General features: G+C 34.3%; 13 protein-coding genes and 1 pseudogene. 2 read left to right on the forward strand and 12 right to left on the reverse strand.

Features of this window, described 5'->3' with window-relative positions; translation table 11 throughout:
* Nucleotides 1-52: 52 nt before the first annotated feature.
* The 3 genes from ACIQZA_RS13245 to ACIQZA_RS13255 form a co-directional block, all read right to left on the reverse strand.
* Nucleotides 53-1,546 carry a methyl-accepting chemotaxis protein gene (locus tag ACIQZA_RS13245; protein ID WP_400934751.1) on the reverse strand — a complete coding sequence of 498 codons (1,494 nt, stop codon included), beginning with the start codon at nucleotides 1,544-1,546 and terminating at the stop codon, nucleotides 53-55.
* A 155-nt stretch (nucleotides 1,547-1,701) separates the two neighbouring features.
* Nucleotides 1,702-2,799 carry a hypothetical protein gene (locus ACIQZA_RS13250; RefSeq protein WP_402881806.1) on the reverse strand — a complete coding sequence of 366 codons (1,098 nt, stop codon included), beginning with the start codon at nucleotides 2,797-2,799 and terminating at the stop codon, nucleotides 1,702-1,704.
* Between the two features lie 521 nt (nucleotides 2,800-3,320).
* On the reverse strand, nucleotides 3,321-3,764 hold the full coding sequence (locus tag ACIQZA_RS13255) for a hypothetical protein (protein WP_400934746.1): 444 nt from the start codon (nucleotides 3,762-3,764) through the stop codon (nucleotides 3,321-3,323).
* 645 nt (nucleotides 3,765-4,409) lie between these two features.
* Between ACIQZA_RS13255 and ACIQZA_RS13260 the strand changes: the two genes are divergently transcribed.
* Nucleotides 4,410-4,679: a hypothetical protein gene (locus tag ACIQZA_RS13260; RefSeq protein WP_402881808.1), complete on the forward strand. Its 270-nt coding sequence runs from the start codon at nucleotides 4,410-4,412 to the stop codon at nucleotides 4,677-4,679.
* 371 nt (nucleotides 4,680-5,050) lie between these two features.
* Here ACIQZA_RS13260 and ACIQZA_RS13265 read toward each other — a convergent pair whose 3' ends face one another.
* From ACIQZA_RS13265 to ACIQZA_RS13295, 7 genes and pseudogenes are all read right to left on the reverse strand, one after another.
* On the reverse strand, nucleotides 5,051-5,749 hold the full coding sequence (locus tag ACIQZA_RS13265; protein WP_400934744.1) for a hypothetical protein: 699 nt from the start codon (nucleotides 5,747-5,749) through the stop codon (nucleotides 5,051-5,053).
* Nucleotides 5,750-6,656: 907 nt separating this feature from the next.
* Entirely contained in the window at nucleotides 6,657-7,352 is a 696-nt protein-coding gene (locus ACIQZA_RS13270; RefSeq protein ID WP_400934743.1) for a hypothetical protein, read from the reverse strand.
* Nucleotides 7,353-8,149: 797 nt separating this feature from the next.
* Nucleotides 8,150-11,422, reverse strand: coding sequence for a S8 family peptidase (locus ACIQZA_RS13275; RefSeq protein ID WP_402881811.1), 3,273 nt, complete (start codon nucleotides 11,420-11,422; stop codon nucleotides 8,150-8,152).
* A 520-nt stretch (nucleotides 11,423-11,942) separates the two neighbouring features.
* A pseudogene (locus tag ACIQZA_RS13280) lies at nucleotides 11,943-12,239 on the reverse strand (lysostaphin resistance A-like protein); the annotation flags it as partial.
* Between the two features lie 60 nt (nucleotides 12,240-12,299).
* On the reverse strand, nucleotides 12,300-12,698 hold the full coding sequence (locus ACIQZA_RS13285) for a nuclear transport factor 2 family protein (RefSeq protein WP_400934741.1): 399 nt from the start codon (nucleotides 12,696-12,698) through the stop codon (nucleotides 12,300-12,302).
* Nucleotides 12,699-12,702: 4 nt separating this feature from the next.
* Nucleotides 12,703-13,524, reverse strand: a complete 822-nt coding sequence (locus tag ACIQZA_RS13290) for an MBL fold metallo-hydrolase (RefSeq protein ID WP_400934739.1) — start codon at nucleotides 13,522-13,524, stop codon at nucleotides 12,703-12,705.
* Nucleotides 13,525-13,683: 159 nt separating this feature from the next.
* On the reverse strand, nucleotides 13,684-14,304 hold the full coding sequence (locus ACIQZA_RS13295) for a DsbA family protein (protein WP_142506977.1): 621 nt from the start codon (nucleotides 14,302-14,304) through the stop codon (nucleotides 13,684-13,686).
* 1,052 nt (nucleotides 14,305-15,356) lie between these two features.
* Here ACIQZA_RS13295 and ACIQZA_RS13300 point away from each other — a divergent pair.
* The gene (locus ACIQZA_RS13300; protein WP_402881814.1) at nucleotides 15,357-15,488 is read left to right on the forward strand and encodes a hypothetical protein; all 132 of its coding nucleotides are present in this window, start codon (nucleotides 15,357-15,359) and stop codon (nucleotides 15,486-15,488) included.
* Between the two features lie 218 nt (nucleotides 15,489-15,706).
* Here ACIQZA_RS13300 and ACIQZA_RS13305 read toward each other — a convergent pair whose 3' ends face one another.
* Nucleotides 15,707-16,972 carry an MFS transporter gene (locus tag ACIQZA_RS13305; protein ID WP_402881816.1) on the reverse strand — a complete coding sequence of 422 codons (1,266 nt, stop codon included), beginning with the start codon at nucleotides 16,970-16,972 and terminating at the stop codon, nucleotides 15,707-15,709.
* 364 nt (nucleotides 16,973-17,336) lie between these two features.
* Entirely contained in the window at nucleotides 17,337-18,524 is a 1,188-nt protein-coding gene (locus ACIQZA_RS13310; protein ID WP_402881818.1) for an MFS transporter, read from the reverse strand.
* Nucleotides 18,525-18,637 lie beyond the last annotated feature (113 nt).

The following is an 18,637-nucleotide window of genomic DNA, read 5'->3' on the forward strand; positions in this document are numbered from 1 at the left end:
ATGAAACACCATACGTGCTAACGCGGCAGTTAACTTAAAATCAGGAATTTTATTATTGCTTTGAAAATTCCACCAAATCCTGTGACATTGTACCAATTTCATCTGCTGAGGCATTCAATTGTTCTGTAAGAGCTGCTTGCATTTGCGCAAGCTCACTAATTTTATCCATATAGTCAATAATTGTATCAATGGAAACCTTTATTTGCATTAAACTTGATTCAATATTACCTGTTGCCTCAGCAGAATTAACTGCTAATTTTCTTACCTCTTCAGCTACTACACCAAAACCTTTTCCTTGTTCTCCTGCACGTGCGGCTTCAATTGCAGCATTCAACCCTAGTAAATTTGTCTGATCTGCTATCTCTCGAATAAAATTTGAGATAAGCTGTGTTTCATCTGCTAACCCTTTAGCATCATTGGCAGCTCCTGTTGTTTTTTCTTGTGTGTTGGCGAGTTCCTGTGCCTGCATTGTAATAGAATTAATACCTACAACCATTTCATTAATAGAAGCTGATAACTCCTCCATACGTGTCATCGTTTCTTGCACATTTTGCTCTTTCATTTTTTCATGTGTAATATCTCGAATCGTTCCTGCCACTCGCAAAGGAGCTCCCTCCCTATCACGAAGTGTTGTACCGCTTGCATGAAACCAGCGATATTCACCTGATTTTAACTGAAGGCGATAATCTACTTTAAATGGCGTTCTCCCGGAAAAGTCTAATAAATGTGCACTAAATGACTCTAATGCAAACTGCTTGTCATCTGGATGCAAGCGATCACTCCAAGAGCTCATGATATTCGGAAAATCGTGCTCATTCTTGAAGCCTAATGTTCTTCGAAATTGTTCACTCCACCAAAAGGAATTCTGTGGATTTAATGGATCGCCTTGATCTACAATCATATCCCATGGCGCTTCTATTAGAGCTTTATTAATTAAATCATAACGTGTTACATAGCCCTGTAATTTTTCCACTTTTATTTTTTTGTCATGAATATTCATCATCGTTCCTGTTATTTTATACTGATCACCTAGAAGAAGAGAAACTGTTCCTGTAGTCCGTATCCAACACTCTTGCCCATCACGAATGCATAACAAATGTTCCATATTAAATGGCGTTTGTGTCGCTAAACTCTCCTCTAACATCTCTTTAAAATCAGAACGATGCGCCAATGCAATTAACTTCAGAAAATCTTGAAAACTGTCTTTAATAGCATAACTATCAAATCCTAAGAACTCTTTTACTTCTGTCGAAACTGTAAATATATTGTTTGGATCATCCAAGCGTCCGTTCAACACTTGTAGTTCCCAAAGGCCCATTTCATTACTTTTCAATACATTATCCAATTTTTTCTGCAATTGCTCTTCAGATTCTTGCTGAAGCCTATTTACTTGATTTAAATTATGTACTAACTGTTGTAATTCTTCATTTGTTGAGGCTAATGTATACTCATAATCAAATTGACCCTGTTTAGCCAATTGCAATTGAACCTCACTCAATTTAATTAGATTACCAATTGATGTGTTCTGTTCCTTTTTTAAAAACATTGTTAGTTCCTCCTCTATGTGACTAAATCTCACGATTAATTCAAGAATATTTAGTTATGAATCTTAAATCCTGTTTCGTGCTTTCACATTATAACCGACAAAATAGTTAAAAAGCACTCAGAAAATGTTATATTCGTAGGGGGTTTACTTAGTGATTAGTGAGTTACGCTTGGAGCAAAATCATTGTTACTACTCTGATCACCATGATAGAAAATTACATCTCCATCTTGTAAGTTAAATGTATAACCATAAGTATCTTGGAAACTATGTGAAAATCCTTCCATATCACTCCATTGGTTCATCACTTTACCATGGATATATTGTAAATATGGATTTTGTACATCACCGTCTCTAATTGATTCAATATCGAAATTAACAATGATGTAACCGTCTTTTAAAAACATTCTATTGTTCTCATTTATACGTCCTACTACAGCCCCTTCAGCAATTTTTGCATCTTTCTCTACAACATAAGTCTTGGAAGGTAAACTATATTCGCCATACCATGTTTGCTCACGAGCCACGATGTCCTTTTTAGGTACCATCGTATTGTCGGGTACTGCATCTTCACCTGGTCCCATAAATGTTCGTAGTTTAGAGTTCAACATTTGCCAACTATACGGCCCAGTACGAATAGGTTCTTTTGACCATTTACGTATATACAAACGCATAAATGATGTTTCTTGGAATTTACTAGCTTCCTCCTGATACCCCTCAGTATCTGCATGACGGTAATAGTAATTTGCATTATCTATTAACTGCTTTTGTGGGACATTACGGAGTTTTTCATTCAAGACTACAGAACGGTATACTTTATCCTTTTCAGAGCCAATTCTTACAAAGTAATTTTCGTCATTATGATAATACAAATCAACTGGTCGTCTATTTTTCCCATCTTTGTTTACGAAATAGAATGTTGGCTTAATCCGAATGGCATCTGATTGGCCAAACATATTACCTTTCGTTTTCATATCGAAACGGAAAGTATAGCCCGTTTTAGTTGCTACATTTGCATAACCATTAGGATGGCTATTATGGTGTACAGGAAGTGTATATGGAAGTTCATTTCCTCTTAGAGCCCCATCTATTCCATTTTTCCCTACCCAATAGCTATTTCCTGTAGACGGAAATAAATCACCTTGTCTAAATACATTTTGCCAATTGTAATCTACTATATCAGTTACATGGAAATCGTATAAACGTCCAATTACATCAATTGCAATTTTGTCAGTAGCAATATGATTATCCATCATTCCATCTGGAGTGCGGAAATTAAGGTTTAAATTGGCTTCCTGCTCAGTAGGTTATTGCTACTAACATGTCCATCAGGTGCATTGATTGCGATAGCACGATAATCAATCGTGTACCCTCCTTCTGGTGTCCATACAGGTAAAAAGAATGTTACAGTCTCCATATCAATTGGTACTGATATCCATGTATTTTTAGGATAGAATCCTTCTTTGTTTCCGTATAAACGTCAAACGGGAATTTAATTTGCTTATCTTTGTAATATTTAGCAAAATCGCGATTCCCATACCCCGGCTCGTTTAGATGTTGACCGACGGTTGGTAGTGTTACTTTAAACGGTCTATCTTAAGTGCTTGCTTCGGCACTTTGAACTCCAGCTGTACCGGCTACAGCTGCGTTAGCAATTGCTAGAGCCATGAATGTTTTGCCTGAAGGTTTCACATATTTTTTAAAACGAGACTGATTTTTTCTATTACCCTTTTTTTTGAGACAATATTATTTCACTCCTACTGTAGATTCAAAAGATTTAATTGACAGGTACATACTTAATTCCATACTCTACGCTACTAATAATTTCACGATCATTAATCCCAAAGAACAAATTCGAATTTATTTTAAATGTTGAAATCACATTTAAGACTTGCCCCTTTGTGAGATAACGCAAGAAAATACCATTGCGTGAATATACCGGAACTTTTGAGTTGGTAACCTCAATTTTCCCGAAGCAAATCTTTGGCTTATTATGATAAATATCCTTAACAAACCTACCATCTGCCAGCTCAGCTATCCCGTCCACAATAGATACAATTTCATGTGTGGTATTTCGTAAGATCCATTCATTGGGTATCCTAATTAACTCGCCCCCTGCTTTTTTAAAGACACTTGTATTCATTGGAAATGTAGCGAGTGCAAGAGGTGTTTTTTCTTCATTTTGATACAACTGCTTTTCTAAATTCACAATAGCTTGCATTTGTCTTCCCCTCCATTTTTTGACAATAAAAAACACCGCTTCAAATATGACCAAATTAACCAAATTATTGGTTAAGTCATAAAAGAAGCGGGGTGTTCCCGTCATTATATAATTAATTTGTAGCAGAAAATTAGTTTCTTTAAGCAACATTGACTATTACTTAATTATTTCTAATTTATCATATAACCCTACTGAATACAATTATTATTATATTTAAAGGACGGATTGTAATATTAAGTGCAACACCCAGAAGTCAATATAAAGGAAGCCCAAAACGACCTCGTGTAGAATGTAGTTACCACACCAACATTCAAACGGAGGAATCGTTATATTAAAGATATTCAACAGCTAATGAGGCAATCACAATGGGACATAACAGAGTCAATTTCACTTCCCTTTAAAAAGCCCCCAAAGCGTAGTTTGGGGGGACATGTCTTTGCTTAACGTTGCAAATCCGCATAAACCTGATCTGACGGAACCCCATATATAGTTTGATTCAATAAATAAATATTGGTAAAATTAAATAATATTACCACATTATAACCTCTGACCAAAAAACATCGGTAAGAGGTATAGTGTTTTAAAATTATTAACAGGGAGAGAATTCAGAGACTATATCTGTTATTTTACTATTGAGGTGAAGAAATGGTTAGAAGAAGAGGAACCTATAAAATAAAAATTCGTAACAAGCAGCTTATATGTCCTGCTTGTCAGAATGACAAATTTAAACATCGAGAAGTATACCTGGAAATCGAAGAATTGTCGTTTAATGAGAAAAAGGAAAAGCTTATTTTACAGTCTTTTAATTGTACAATATGTGGTGAGACACGTATGTTTCAAGAAAAAAGTCGATATGATCATGCAAACGGGGTACACATATCAATTATTGAATATACGGAAGTGAGTGAAGCATGAGTTATCTTTTTTTTCCGAAGAAAAGTCGGCTAAAGATGTTTAACGAAATTATAATTTGTCAATTTTGTACACATGACATATTTATACCTTATAGTGTGTATTTGAATGTTGAACAACCTGGTATTGGTGTTTTGCATGTTCGTTATTTATTAATTTGTCATCATTGTGGTAATACAAAACTTTTTGATGAACCGACTAGTTCTAATAAAAATAACGTTCCTTGGTCGTTAGAACAGTACTTATGAAAAAAATAAATAAACATAAGTTAGATTGCAAACAAGAATACTACCAAACGTAAAACATTCTACAAATGAAATAACCCTTCACCAATTTACCACAACGGATGGTGAAGGGTTAATATAAATTATTGACTAATCAAATACAGGATAAGCAGATTTAACTACCCAATCATAGTTCGAATAATTTTGAGATTGAAAAGCTGATCCTTTTTCTAAAACTACTCTTACAATCTGGCCGTTTGATGAGGAAGATTTAGCTTGTTTAGTACATGTATTTCCAGTACATCTAAGTTCTTTTGTACCATTTATAACATCCATGATTATGTCCTTAGTACCTCCAGGGTACCAAGCATATTGAAATTGGCTTTTTGGTACACCACCAATTTTAACTGTTCTATCAAAATCTCCGTTTGATTTTTCCATATGAAGTTTAAAAATATGACAGTAACCATAATGGTCGGATCCATATTTAGTGGGCAATACGATTTTAGAGCCTAGTTTAGATTTAGCACTTTGATCCGCATAAGTAGAAGTAGACAATGCTTGTATATCAGAATTTTCCGTTTTGTTTTTTTCTTCATTATTGTTATAAGTATTTTCATCTTCAATTATTACATATTCATAATTCTCATATGTATCATAGTCTTCAGTTTCGATATCAGTTCCGATACCGTAAAATGCAACACCTGAACTACTGCAATGGTTTTGAGCACCATTCTTTATTTGTACCTGAAACAAATCCCAATTAGCATTTGCTACTCCCAAATTAGTAAACCCAGACACTGAAAAAATAAGAATTGCCAAAGAAAAAATAGTTACAAATTTCTTCAAAATGTATTCATCTCCTTTTCTTCAAAATTATACCATAATATTATATAAGGGTATAGATGTTTGGGTTAAATACTCTAAAAAGGTAATTAGTATCCATAAAAACTCTATTTTTTTTAACAAATAAATGATAAATATTTTCAAATTTATCTTATGTGGACGATTTGTGTGTAAAAATTTTAATAACAAATTAGTAGTGATTGTAACAAAACATTTACCTTATACCTCATATCGTCCTGTAAAGATATTGTTACATTCAGGTTTAGCTTGATTGAAATTATTTTGGGACATTATTTAGTCCTGGAAGATGAATTCGTTTGAACATCATGTTGCTTATTTAATCCTTTTATACAAAAGCCCCTTGTATTTGTTAAGCAAAAACTGAGCCACTGTTAAGCTCTTCTTTCGTCATAGGGATGCCGGCATGCTTTTTAAGTTCAAAGAATGCCTCTTTAGTAAGTGTGTTTTTCTATCAATCTGAGAAAAATAGAATACATCCAATAGTGATTGCGCTCTCTATTAAAATTAGTTGGAATAAAAAAGTGAGTTTAATTCTCATTTAGTCAGAATAAACCCCGAAGCATGTTTCTTTAAACCATGTTTCGGGACTTTCTTTACCTTATTATAAATGGGTCATCTATTACAGCTCCCAAGATTTTCAAGGCTTGTTTCGCTGCGATACTAATGTTGCTTAGCGTTAGATTTAATAAGTGATAGTAATTTATTTATCATCTTTCCCACTCCTCCAACAAAATATCAGTTTAATTTCTAACTTTTTTCTGAAAAAAAAATACACCGAGCCATGTCTTATAGACGATGTCTCGGTGCTTCCGTTTGCATCATAAAAGTTATGTTGTATTTGAATAATCTAAATTTATTATATTAATCCAAATCTCACAAATTATCAACTCTAGTTCGAGTTTAAACACGACATCTCGCAATATCCAGCTGCTGCTGCCTGTTTTTTAGTTGAATAAATTTCATTTACTTTGTAGTTGTAATTACAAGATTTAGACCAGAAACGGCGTTCATTATCTACTACACCCGCATATATAGGATTTTGATAATGTAATCGTGTACCTACAAAGGCGTACTCATTATAAGCAGTAGTATCAACTTTGTATGGATAGCCCTGTATAAATGCAAAAATGGAGATATCATCAACCGTGTTATACCAATCTTCTTTCGGTATCCGCGGTAAGGCAAACTTATATGTTACATCAAGCGCTTTCGTATAAACATTATGCTCATTAATGTAAAAAGCAAGGTTTTCTTGAACAATACTAACGATTGTTTGTCGTCTTTTTTGCTCAAATTCTTTTTCATTTTCCAGAAGCGGTATCGTAATCTCAGGATCCTCAGCTAATTCTGCTCTTTTCCCGAGGTACCACTCCTTTAACTCCGCATCATACACTTCCAGGTCATCATCAACCGTAAAATTAATAATATTTCCTTCATTATCTGCATAACTTAGGGGGATTTTAGGTAGCCACACTCGTTCTACTACACTGTCACCGCGTTCGTCTTTATATTCTTTATAAACATTAAGCAGCAATCCATCATAGTCTAAAATCGCAAAGACCGGGACATATCTGTTAAAAAACATGCGTCATTACTAATTTTCTCTAGCTTTGCGCATGCTCAAAAATTAAAATTGCTATAATTCATTAAATTATCATCAAAAAAAGTCTTAGATTAACTGTGAAGAGTGTAATTGGATACCACGCTTACAGAAAATTTAAAATATAGCAATCTTTTCGTGTTGGAGAAAGTTCTGGTGACAAGAACTTTTCGGGTATAAGACTCGGACTTCCAACAGTTAAATGCCTTGCTGCAACAATTAGGATATACAGTTCAAACAACACTATCTAACAATAAAATCAATTTTAAAATTAATTTTGTTAATCTATATTGCTTTAATATGTATTAAATTATACTGTTGTCAATTACAAAAATAAGTTAAGTGCCATACGATAAACCAGTAGAGGTTTCGCAAGGAAAGGAGGACTGTTTAAAAACGTCTTGTTCATTTCTTGATGAGAATTTGATACAAAAGCTAGGCAATTGTTAAAGAACTTAACTTTATTCTTCAATTATGCCTCTCATAATTCCGTGACACCCGCTTTAAAGTAACTTAAAACCGTATTCATCTCACCACCTATAGAGGTGGGAAACCTCTGTTCCGGCCTCTACACTTTCGATATAAAAAATATTTGCTGAAAGAAGTTAACCAACTTTATTGTTACTTAATATCTCCGCTTCAATTTAGCAATTTTATTTTTCAAATTTTTATTATTCATGTACAAAAAATTTTTGATTTCGAATATAAAAGAAGTCCCCTAGATTTTTCATCATCTAGGGGACTAAAATAGTGTCTCTATTACACTATCTTTTATGCTAATCTTATATTAATTCAAGTGTATAGGGTTGTGTACTAGCTCTACCGTAAGATTCACTTACTTCAATATAGTATGTTCCTTCATCAAGTTGGACTGTACCTACTTCAGCATCACCAGCTCCGTGAAGATCTAAAGTCTCTACTGTTTTTCCTTTTGTATCAATAATACGAATAACACCATCTAGTGCTTTTTCTGTTTGGATAGAGAAGAACACATCGCGCTTGCGGTCATTGTGAAATTCAAAATAGTCCTTATCACCAAATGGAACACCTGCATTTAAATATTGAGTAGCAACCCATTTATTGTCTTTTTCCGTAAGTATAGTTGACTTTGTCGGTATACCGTTAACTAACTTAGAATCTGCATCTTCATCTACTCTTTTATGATCAAACAAAGTTAAAGTATATGGTTGAGTTGATACTTGTCCAAGTGCTTCCTCAACAGCAATAATATAACCGTGATCCTTTTTAGCTTTAAAAGAGGTATCTAAGTTGTTTTCACCTTGTCCAAATGGAATTAATGTATCCTTTTCTTTCCCATCAAGTACCATATTACCGTTTGTATCTTCATAAAGAAAGCCTGAAAGGGAGCCAAAAAGTTCCAAGTCCTTTTGAAGCTCTTTAGGTAATTTATCTAGCTCTTCATTTGTGAATGGTACGGAAGAAACTTGAAGACTCATGACTTCATCTTTACCCTGATGTTTATAATAATAGCCATCCATATCATCATGATAAATGAGATGATTTTTATAACTGATACCAGGTTGAATCATTTGAAGTGCTTCTTTATTATCTCTATTATAGGCTTCGGGAATAGCTGCTACTTTACTAGTTTTAAGTGTATATGGGTCAGAAGAACGCTCACCAAGATTGGCTACTTTTACAACATAGCTTTTGCCCTTTTTCAGTGCAACTGTCTTTGTATCATTTTCATTGTTTGTTGATGTTAATGAAGTAACTGGAATTAATTCATTTTTTTTCTCATCATATTCATATATAGTACTATCTAGTACTTGATTCATACCTTTTTTTAATTGGAAACCATATAAGGCATCTTCTTTAGCTGTTAATAAGTGGTAATCTTCATCAAATTCTGTTTGGAAGTATGCTTTTTGATTTTGACCAATATCAAAACGTATCGCATTCTTCATAATTAAATCTACGTCTTCTGGATTTCCAGAGCCATCTTGAGGCATGAACTTTAATGGAAGCCCATCTTCATCTTTAGGAATGGTAACGATTTCACTTGTTAATGTGTAAGGAATGATTGATTCACTTATAGTTTCTTTAGTTTCAACGCCGCTAAGTAACGGGTTTCTATTAGTTACGCTTATTACATACTTCTCATCAGGAATCGCATCGACAACAAGGCTTACTCCGTTGCCTTTATCAGTTCCGTAGGATGCTTGGATTGGTTTTGCTTTACCTAAGTCCTCTATTAGATACAGTTCCAAAGACGCTGTAACACCTGGAATATCAGATAAATCAAATTTCAGTGTCGTTGGTTTATTTACTGTAAATGTAAAATAATCTTGGTCTCCTTGATGATCTTCAGAAAGTAGGGTATAGTTTTTCCCCGCTGTACTAAATGGGAATTTTTGAATCTTCTCCATATGCTCCATATCTAGTGAATCAATTGGCAATTTTTTAATCGTTTGAGCTGTGAAGACGTAGTTAGAATCGCCATTTGTGTTATAGCCGCCATTATAATCTTTAACTCCAATAAGAAGGATTCCCTTTTGATCTGCTTTATATAGGTATCCTTCTTGCTTACCTACGCGGACATCGTTCACGTTGATAGGTTCTACTTCTCCGTTGTGACCTTCAGAGTAGAAGTACAAATCAAATGCATAATCGTATTTATTTGCACCTTTTAATGTCAGTTGAGCATATTCATTTGCTTCTAGATCTACCTTGTACCATTTCTTTTCGTCCGGCTGCTTGAATTCACCTTTTTCCGTATTCAATATATTCTTTTTAAGGACTTTTGCGTTTTTCATACGCTCTCCTTTTGTTTCAGAATACTGTTTAGGTAAATTTTTCAAGTCGAATTGCAATGCTTTTACAGGATCGACAATCCCATGTCCAAATGTAAGATCATAGCCCTTCTTACCTAAATCCTTTGCAGTCATTTCAAGAATTGCTTCTATTTCATGAGGTTTTAAATTTGGATATTTTGATTTTAGTAGAGACGCTATACCTGCAACTACAGGAGATGCCATAGATGTCCCACTATCTACTTTAAAGGATGATCCTTTTTTCTTATCATAAAATGTACTGTATATATCTTCCCCTGGAGCTACTACGTCAACTGACGGGCCATAGTTTGAATAGTAGGACAGTTCATTTCTATCATTCGTAGAACCTACGCCAATAACGCCTTCGTAAGAAGCAGGAAAGGAGTAATCATCTGTCGATTCATTTCCAGCCGCTGCAACAATAGTAATTCCTTTATCAATGGCTTTCTGAACGGCATCCTTCAGTAGTGAATTATCTCCATAGCCGCCAACGCTCATGTTAATAACATCAGCACCTTGCTCAATAGCGTAAAGGATTCCTTGTGCAATATTGAAATCAAAGGCTTCTTCTTTTCCATTAAATACATCAATCGGAATAATCTTAGCATCCGGATTAATCCCATGTCCCCCAATGCCATTATCTTTTGCCGCGCCAATAATTCCTGCTACGTGTGTTCCATGGCCATCAGGATAAGATGTATTGGCAGGTGCTGCAGCATTATATGGTGGAAGCACTTGAGATTTTAGATCCGGATGTTTAAAATCCACACCACCATCGATAACGGCTACTTTTACCTCGTGATTGCCTGCTAATTCTAGAGCCTTATCAATTTGAAGTAGGTTCAAATGATACATATCCTTTTTCTTTGGATCTTCTCCTGTGTTAAAGGAATGATACACGTAGCTTGGGGATACACTTTTAACTCCTTTTTGCTTGGCATAATATGAAACCGCTTTTTCTAAAGTTGTTCCTTTGTTTAGTTTGATAACATCGTATCCTAATGAAGGAATCGATCGGATCACTTTTGAGCCAATGTTTTTATGTACATTCTTATCAAGACCTGAATGTTTGACGATAATGGTATCCTTACTAATCCAATCCTTTTGATTTTTCAATGTTTGTTCCTTATTGCTAGCTAGCTTCACTAATTCTTGGTTCTTCGCTGTTTTTTGTGGTGCTTCAGCAAAGGCAGAAGTAGTAGGAACCATTAGTGCAGCAGTAGCTACTATAGCAATTGATTTTTTAACCCAGTTCTTCAACTGTTTTACCTCCTTGAGTGTTTTAATGGGAGTCACATCAGTACTACATTGAATGAATGATAGATTTTCATTCAATATAGTATAAGTATATTGGCATATCCTTATAGTAAAATAATGGGCTCCTTAACAAAATCTTAAAAACTGAATAAGAGAGTTATAGTAGATTGGAATAAATCGAGTTTCTTTGATTGATTTTATGCGTGGGTCAGCTTGCTAGGATATTACCCGAGAATTTACTTATTTTTCAATTTTGAATCCAAGGAATAGCAACTTATGTAGAGAAAACCGGCAATGTATATGCAATATAGAAGCCACTTAAACATTTTTGATTTCCGTGCAAATGTAACATCTCTGGGTATGGATGATACAGGCTTAGCTTTTTTCTTATTAATTATTCTTGTACCGATATTTACCACTATAAAACACCTCATGCTCTAAATAGACTCAAAGAGGTTAAAACACAAATAAAAGAATAAGGCTGTCCCAAAAGTCGTTTCATCGACTTTGGGACAACCCCTTCTTAAAATAAAGAAGCCGACATATTATTCATAATATGAAATAACATAGCTGGAATAATAGAGTTTGTTTTTTTACATAAAATCGCCATTAATAGTCCCATAGAGAATGTAAATACCATTACTCCAAGTGAGTATGAATGAGCAATTCCGAAAAAGAAGCTAGTTAAAATGGCTGCAATCCAAAATGGAAAGCGTTCGGAGAGGAAGTAAAGTATAAAACTACGGAAAATGAGCTCTTCTAAAATAGGTGAGAATATTGCAAAGCTGATAAGTGATAATATTGGATATTGATTAAAAACAGGGTAGCGTCAGGAAAATGAGATGATCCTGACGCTACCCCCAAGTAAAGTTACAAACAACTAATTTGAATTTAATGCATTATTGACAGTTGCGCTGTCCACGATTTGAATAAATTTTTTAACCTTATCATCCTCATCAAATTCATATAGATGGCAAAAGTCTGCTATAAATGATTTTCCTGTTGCTTTATACGTCCCACTATATTTTCCGTAGACGATAACCGTGTGATTATTAAACGCATAGATTTCATCTTTTGCAGAATAGCCATCCCATTCGGTTCCAAGGCGTTCATGTACGTTTTTCACTACGTCATTTGGACCTACATAAGTACCCGCATAAGGAAATCCAGCAGCTTCTGTCCAAGATACATTATCACTTAAATACGTTTTGAAGGCATCCAATTTGCCTTCACCCGTTAATACATATGTTTCATGTAATAATTTTTGATATTTATTCATAACATTACCCCCAAGGAATTTCTTTCGTTACAACTTTAGCACTTAATGCTAATACGCCTTTATTTGCATAGCCTGGATATGCTGCTTCAAGCTTTGCAACAAAATCCGTAGAAGTTTTACTTACTTCAGAAGATTTAATTGCAGTTTTTAGATAATTGATAGTGGCAATAAGTGCTTGATTATCTAAAGATTTTTCAATTGAACCATGGCTTGGTACGATTATGTTAGCATTTAACCCTTGTAACACTTTCAAGTTCTCAATCCAAGATTCCATTGCTTCTTTTTCGCTAGTATCTGCTAAGAAAACATGAATTTCATTGAATATATCAATGCCACCAATCAATAATTTTAATTCCTTGTTAAATAAGCTTGTTCGGTAATTATCTAAGCCTACAAGTTCAAATGTTAAACCTTGAAAGTCAATAGTTTTTTCTGCTAACACTTGAGGCAATACAACATTACTTGGTGCGTTTTCTCCAAGTGCATCTTTCCAAACTTTTAATTTCCCTAAGACAGAATGAACAATATGTTCAACAGTAGATTCTGTGGCATACGCAATGGCTTCTGGATACGCTGCTTTAATACTTTCTAATCCAAAGTAGTAGTCAGGATCTCCATGAATAATAAAAATTTTATCTAATGATAAGTTATTTTTTTTCAAATAATCAACAATTTCTTTCGAATCGGATTGCGTAAATTTCGTATTTATTAAGAATGCATGTCCTGCCTTTTCAACTAAGGTTGCAGTCACCATAAAACTTTTTTCTTCAGAACTAAATATCGTCAATTTCACATCATTTTGATTTATATCGATTGTTTTAATCATAGAATTTTATCCCCTTTTTGGTGAAGTTATTAGCAATGTAGTTTTATTAGTTGCAAATGAGTTATAAATACCCTTACTTCCATAAAATCATTACATTTTTTCTCTTCTTTGTGAGAAAGTATGTGTATTTAACTATAGAAACTTAAAATTGAACCCTCTTTAATACAAATTTTTAAAACGCTCTTCAATTTTATCCGACGTCATTACTCCGCCACCAATTGGAATTAATTGATTATCCTTGTGTAGAAGTAAAGAAGGATAACTAGTTATACCAAGTTGTTGAACCTTATTGAAATCATTTTGAACTTCTAGTATAGTTTCTTCGGATTTTAGCCGCTCTAGCACTTGTTCAGGATCCAAATGATGATCAATAGCTATCTTACGATATGTTTCAGGATCGCTCAGACTTTTCCCATCATAATAAAACGCACTTTGCATAGCTGAAGTAAATTCTAACAAACGGTTCGGTGCTAATGAACGTAAAGCTGAAAAGCCAATTGCAGCATCTATTGAATTCATAGTAAAAGTACCTTCTGACAACAAAGCCTGATATGAAGGACCAAATTCTGCACCAGTAAGTTGATTAATTCTTTTATTACCTTCTGATATATATGAGAATTTTTTTATTGGTAGATTATCTAAAAATAATCCTCCGGATAAAACAGTTAACGGCATTTCAGGGTGATTTTTGTAAAAACCTCTAATACTTTCTGAAAATCCATAGCACCATCCACAATATGCATCCCATACATATATTAGGGTATCTTGTTTTGTCTCCATTAAAAACGCCTACCTTTATTTTTTATTATTAACCAATCCCGCTGCTACTTATCAGCTAAGCTCGTTGAATTGCATCTTTTGTAATCTATTGTGCTTTTTCAGGCACATTATTATGCCTTCAACATCTATTGCTCAAAAGAAGGGACACCTAAAAATTTCATCATTACTTAAAGATTTCGAGCCCCATTTCTATTTTTGCAGCTTGACTTCAGGAGTAGAAAGCACCACGTGCTTGAATATACAGTGCTCTTCCACCTGTAACAATCGTTATTACACCCTGTTGTAACTATTATAGTTACAACGAGAATAAAAGTCAATTCTTATTGACGCAAAAATCAACATTCCTCTATAAATGTTGATATATCAACGGTTTAAGCATTTTCAAATTGGTCAAAATATTTTTAACCACAGTTTACATATAATCCTTTCTACTTCTTCAATACATAGTAATCAAGTGAGTACTCTTTAGAATATCTAGATATAAAAGTAAATCTTTTATAAAAAACATTTTTAGGTTAACTAATTCTTCAAGGTTGAAAAAATAGTAAACCATAATGTACTAAACTCGCCTCATATCCGTCCTAAAACGCCAAGGTTTTATGGGTTCTTTTCACCAAAATGAAAAAGAAGAATGGCACAAATTTGTAGTAATAGCCGCTGAAACAAAAAAGATACTTCTTAGAGGAAACCATTATCAGCTTTACGATAATCCTTCATCCATACTATCCTTGTTTAAAATGGCGAAAAAAATAAAAGAAGTGTAAGAACTATATGAATTAATTAAACAGACTAAAATCGTTTCCACGGTAAAACACTATGCATCTTTTATCAAACTGTTCCATTAATAAAATAACGATGTAATGATATAGATATATTTCTCATGGTTATCAAAAGAAAAAAGTTTGTTATATTTCTTCCTTCGATGTTTGTTATTGTAGTTTGTGTGAGAATCTACGTCTTAATATTTGTAGTCATGCTTGAACAACTACTTTTAATTTTTGTCGATGAATACCATTTTATAACGAGGAATTAGATTTAAAAATTATCAAGGAATGAACAAATTAGAACAAGTAACTAATGAATTACTCGAAGCGGGATATACAATCGAGGAAATTAAAGCATCCTTTAATGAGGTGATTAAGGAATCTAATCAAACAGAAGCAAATGATAAAACAAATAGCTAATTACATAGTTATTTATTTTTAATAAGAGGACAAGGTTCTTTTGATTTACATTTCGGAGTACCGAATGTCAACAAAAGAACCTTAAATTAAGTTGTTTTTTAATAAAGTTTTATTTAAATTCACTCTATATTCTTGATTTCACTGCATGTTTAAAGAAAGATTGCATTGGTTACTTTGAAACTATTTTAGTAACCATTTTTAGTATCATATAATTTATTTCAAGCTTTTTTTGACCAAATGACAACTGGAATAAGGATTAAAGATAATAGGCCTCCAGTTAAAGATAATGTTGCATAGCTTGCATTAGCTACTACCATGCCTGAGAGAGCACCACCAGAAGCCCCTGCTAGTGCAACTAAAACATCAATTTTCCCTTGTGTTTTTGCTCGAGTGGATGGCTCAGTCGAATCGACTATTTGAGCAGTACCACTAATTAAGCCAAAGTTCCAGCCTAATCCAAGTAAAGAAAGAGCTACGATTAATAGAACCATAGAATCACTCGGTGCGAATGCTGCTAATAAACCTGCACATAACAACGTCACTCCCGAAGCTATACTCATGGCTGTTCGTCCAATTTTATCAACAAGAACGCCTGTTACGAGCGACGGAAGATACATGGAACCTACATGAAATCCTATAACAATTCCAACCTCCGATAAGCCATGACCATGATGTTTCATATGTACTGGTGTCATCGTCATGATAGCAACCATGACAATTTGAGTAAGTACCATAACCGTTGCACCGACTGCAAGACCTCTTTTGTTGATTGTTTTATGAAAGGATTCCGCCTTATTTCTAAGTTCCAGTTCTTGTTTGTGTGCTTCTATCATTGGTGCAATTTCTAATGGATCAGGACGCAACAAAATAAAAAGTACTAACCCAGCCAATATAAAAGCTATAGATGATAATATAAACGGTCCCGCAAGGGGAGGAACCCCCATTAAAAGTGCAAATCTACCCATACTTTCTACTAAATTCGGACCTAAAACAGCGCCGAAAGTCGTCATTAGCATTGTCGTGCTGATAGCAGTAGCCCGTTGCTTTTCATTAGCTAAGTCTGTACCAGCATATCGAGCCTGTAAATTTGTCGCTGTCCCTGCACCATAGATTAGTAGAGAAGCGAATAATAAAATCACACTATTCATCAAAGCAGCAATTACTACACCAATTGCACCAAGCCCACCGACAAAAAAGCCGGTTGATAAACCTGTACGACGTCCATAACGTTGTGATAGTTTTCCTATAATTAAAGCTGCACCCGCCGACCCTAAAGTAAATAAAGCGGAGGGTACTCCTGCATAGGCATCTGTTCCAAGCATTTGTTGAGCTAAAAGAGCCCCTACTGTAATACCTGCTGCAAGCCCCGCCCCACCAAAAATTTGTGAGAGACTAACAACGATTAACACTCGCTTATATAAGTTCTTTAGTTTTTCGGGTGAATCAATATATGTATCCATTGTTTCCTGTGCTTTTCCAAGCATGTTTCAACACCTTCCTTCTACTTTCCTCTACATCTGCACGAAGAAAAACCTTTCTTCTGTACCGGGGACAAAAAACGAAATGACGTTAATTAATGGTACGGTCTCGTCTATATTCGTTCATATACACAATGTATCAGTTTTTTTATAAACTGCAACATACATCAAAAAAGAGTGGACTTTCCGGATACTCGAAGCACCACAAACCTTTTTGGTTTTAGCGGCATTCCCTATCAGACCACACGCTTCCCCTCACTTAAAGGATTGGGCTTTCCCGTTCGGAATATCAATAAAAATGTAGACTTAATTAAGCTATAAGAACTGCCAAAGCATTTTACAGATTTGACAGTTCTTTTTTTGTATATTTTTAATGAGCATGCATAACAACACTCTTTTTCTTTGAAAAGAGTAAAAAAGTGATGGTTAAACTTAGACTAATAGTACCAAAAACAAGTCCCAATCCACTTAGACCAACTAAATCTAGCATCATGCCTGTTGACAATAAGACGAACTGAAAGATGACAGAATCAATCATATTACGGAATGAGAAAAATCGCCCATGAAAATCTTTTGGCACTTGCTTTTGAAAAATCACCATTGTCGTCGGGAAAAAACAGCCTACTGAAAAACCAAAAACGCCAAAAGTTGCTAACGCAAAGAATTTAATATCCGATAATAGTAGCATTAGCTCCATCGAACCGATAATAAATGCTAATGTAAAGAGTAGTGTACCAATATTCACCCGCTCCGTAAATAATTTCAAAGTTGCTGCTCCTAGCATGAAGCCTATGCCCTCAACTGTATATAATAATCCTGATATTGTCGTTGAATGGTGAATCTCAGAAATTTTCATAATAACTAAATTAAAGGAGCCTAAAAATAATGTTGGAATTAACATTAAGACAAGTGTCATTAAAACAACCGGGTGCTCCTTCACCATCGGTAACACTTCTTTAAAGTCTCCCTTTTCCTTAGATGTTAACGATTGATTTGCCGTTTCATCTAATTGTAGGAAGTTTGTAATAACAAACATCAACATATAGACAATAAATGAAATGATGTACAACCATTTCAGCTCAAAGAAACTTAACATGAATCCCGCTGCAGCAGTACCAATAATCCTTGAAATCGTTCGTGCATTCATTTGCCAAGCATTTATTGTAATTAAATCCTTATCCTTTACAATCATTGGAATAATAGATTGTAAAGCTGGCATATAAAAGGCGGCTGCTATTTGCAACGTAATTAAAAAAAGAATCATCCAAATAACCGAATTTGTATAAAGTGCCATAAACATAAACAAAACACTTATAATTCGTCCTACACTAGCCCACTGTACAACTGTTTTCTTCATTGACCTGTCAATAATACGCCCTGCCAACGGACCTACTACTAAACCCGCCAATATACCGCTAGAAATAATTAATGATTTGCGAAAGTCAGAGGGTACGACTTCTTGCATAAAAGCAAGATTTCCTATAATCCCAGCCCACAAGCCAAGACCTACAACAAATTCACCTAATAAAATTATCCATACATTCCGATTACGCCACATGCTATATCTCCTTGTTGTATCATTAATTAATAAATCGTAACAAAATTACAAATATTAGTACATAGTCATTTTAAATATTTTCATTATATGTATGTCTTGAATATATTTAGTTC

The sequence above is a fragment of the Lysinibacillus sp. NPDC096382 genome, assembly GCF_044762845.1.
Classification (GTDB): domain Bacteria; phylum Bacillota; class Bacilli; order Bacillales_A; family Planococcaceae; genus Lysinibacillus.

Excerpts from the sequence above, each read along its gene's own strand:
- ACIQZA_RS13245 (WP_400934751.1), bottom strand. The coding sequence starts at position 1,546 with ATGTTTTTAAAAAAGGAACAGAACACATCAATTGGTAATCTAATTAAA.
- ACIQZA_RS13250 (WP_402881806.1), bottom strand. The coding sequence starts at position 2,799 with ATGATGGATAATCATATTGCTACTGACAAAATTGCAATTGATGTAATT.
- ACIQZA_RS13255 (WP_400934746.1), bottom strand. The coding sequence starts at position 3,764 with ATGCAAGCTATTGTGAATTTAGAAAAGCAGTTGTATCAAAATGAAGAA.
- ACIQZA_RS13260 (WP_402881808.1), top strand. The coding sequence starts at position 4,410 with ATGGTTAGAAGAAGAGGAACCTATAAAATAAAAATTCGTAACAAGCAG.
- ACIQZA_RS13270 (WP_400934743.1), bottom strand. The coding sequence starts at position 7,352 with ATGTTTTTTAACAGATATGTCCCGGTCTTTGCGATTTTAGACTATGAT.
- ACIQZA_RS13285 (WP_400934741.1), bottom strand. The coding sequence starts at position 12,698 with ATGAATAAATATCAAAAATTATTACATGAAACATATGTATTAACGGGT.
- ACIQZA_RS13290 (WP_400934739.1), bottom strand. The coding sequence starts at position 13,524 with ATGATTAAAACAATCGATATAAATCAAAATGATGTGAAATTGACGATA.
- ACIQZA_RS13295 (WP_142506977.1), bottom strand. The coding sequence starts at position 14,304 with ATGGAGACAAAACAAGATACCCTAATATATGTATGGGATGCATATTGT.
- ACIQZA_RS13300 (WP_402881814.1), top strand. The coding sequence starts at position 15,357 with ATGAACAAATTAGAACAAGTAACTAATGAATTACTCGAAGCGGGATAT.
- ACIQZA_RS13305 (WP_402881816.1), bottom strand. The coding sequence starts at position 16,972 with ATGCTTGGAAAAGCACAGGAAACAATGGATACATATATTGATTCACCC.
- ACIQZA_RS13310 (WP_402881818.1), bottom strand. The coding sequence starts at position 18,524 with ATGTGGCGTAATCGGAATGTATGGATAATTTTATTAGGTGAATTTGTT.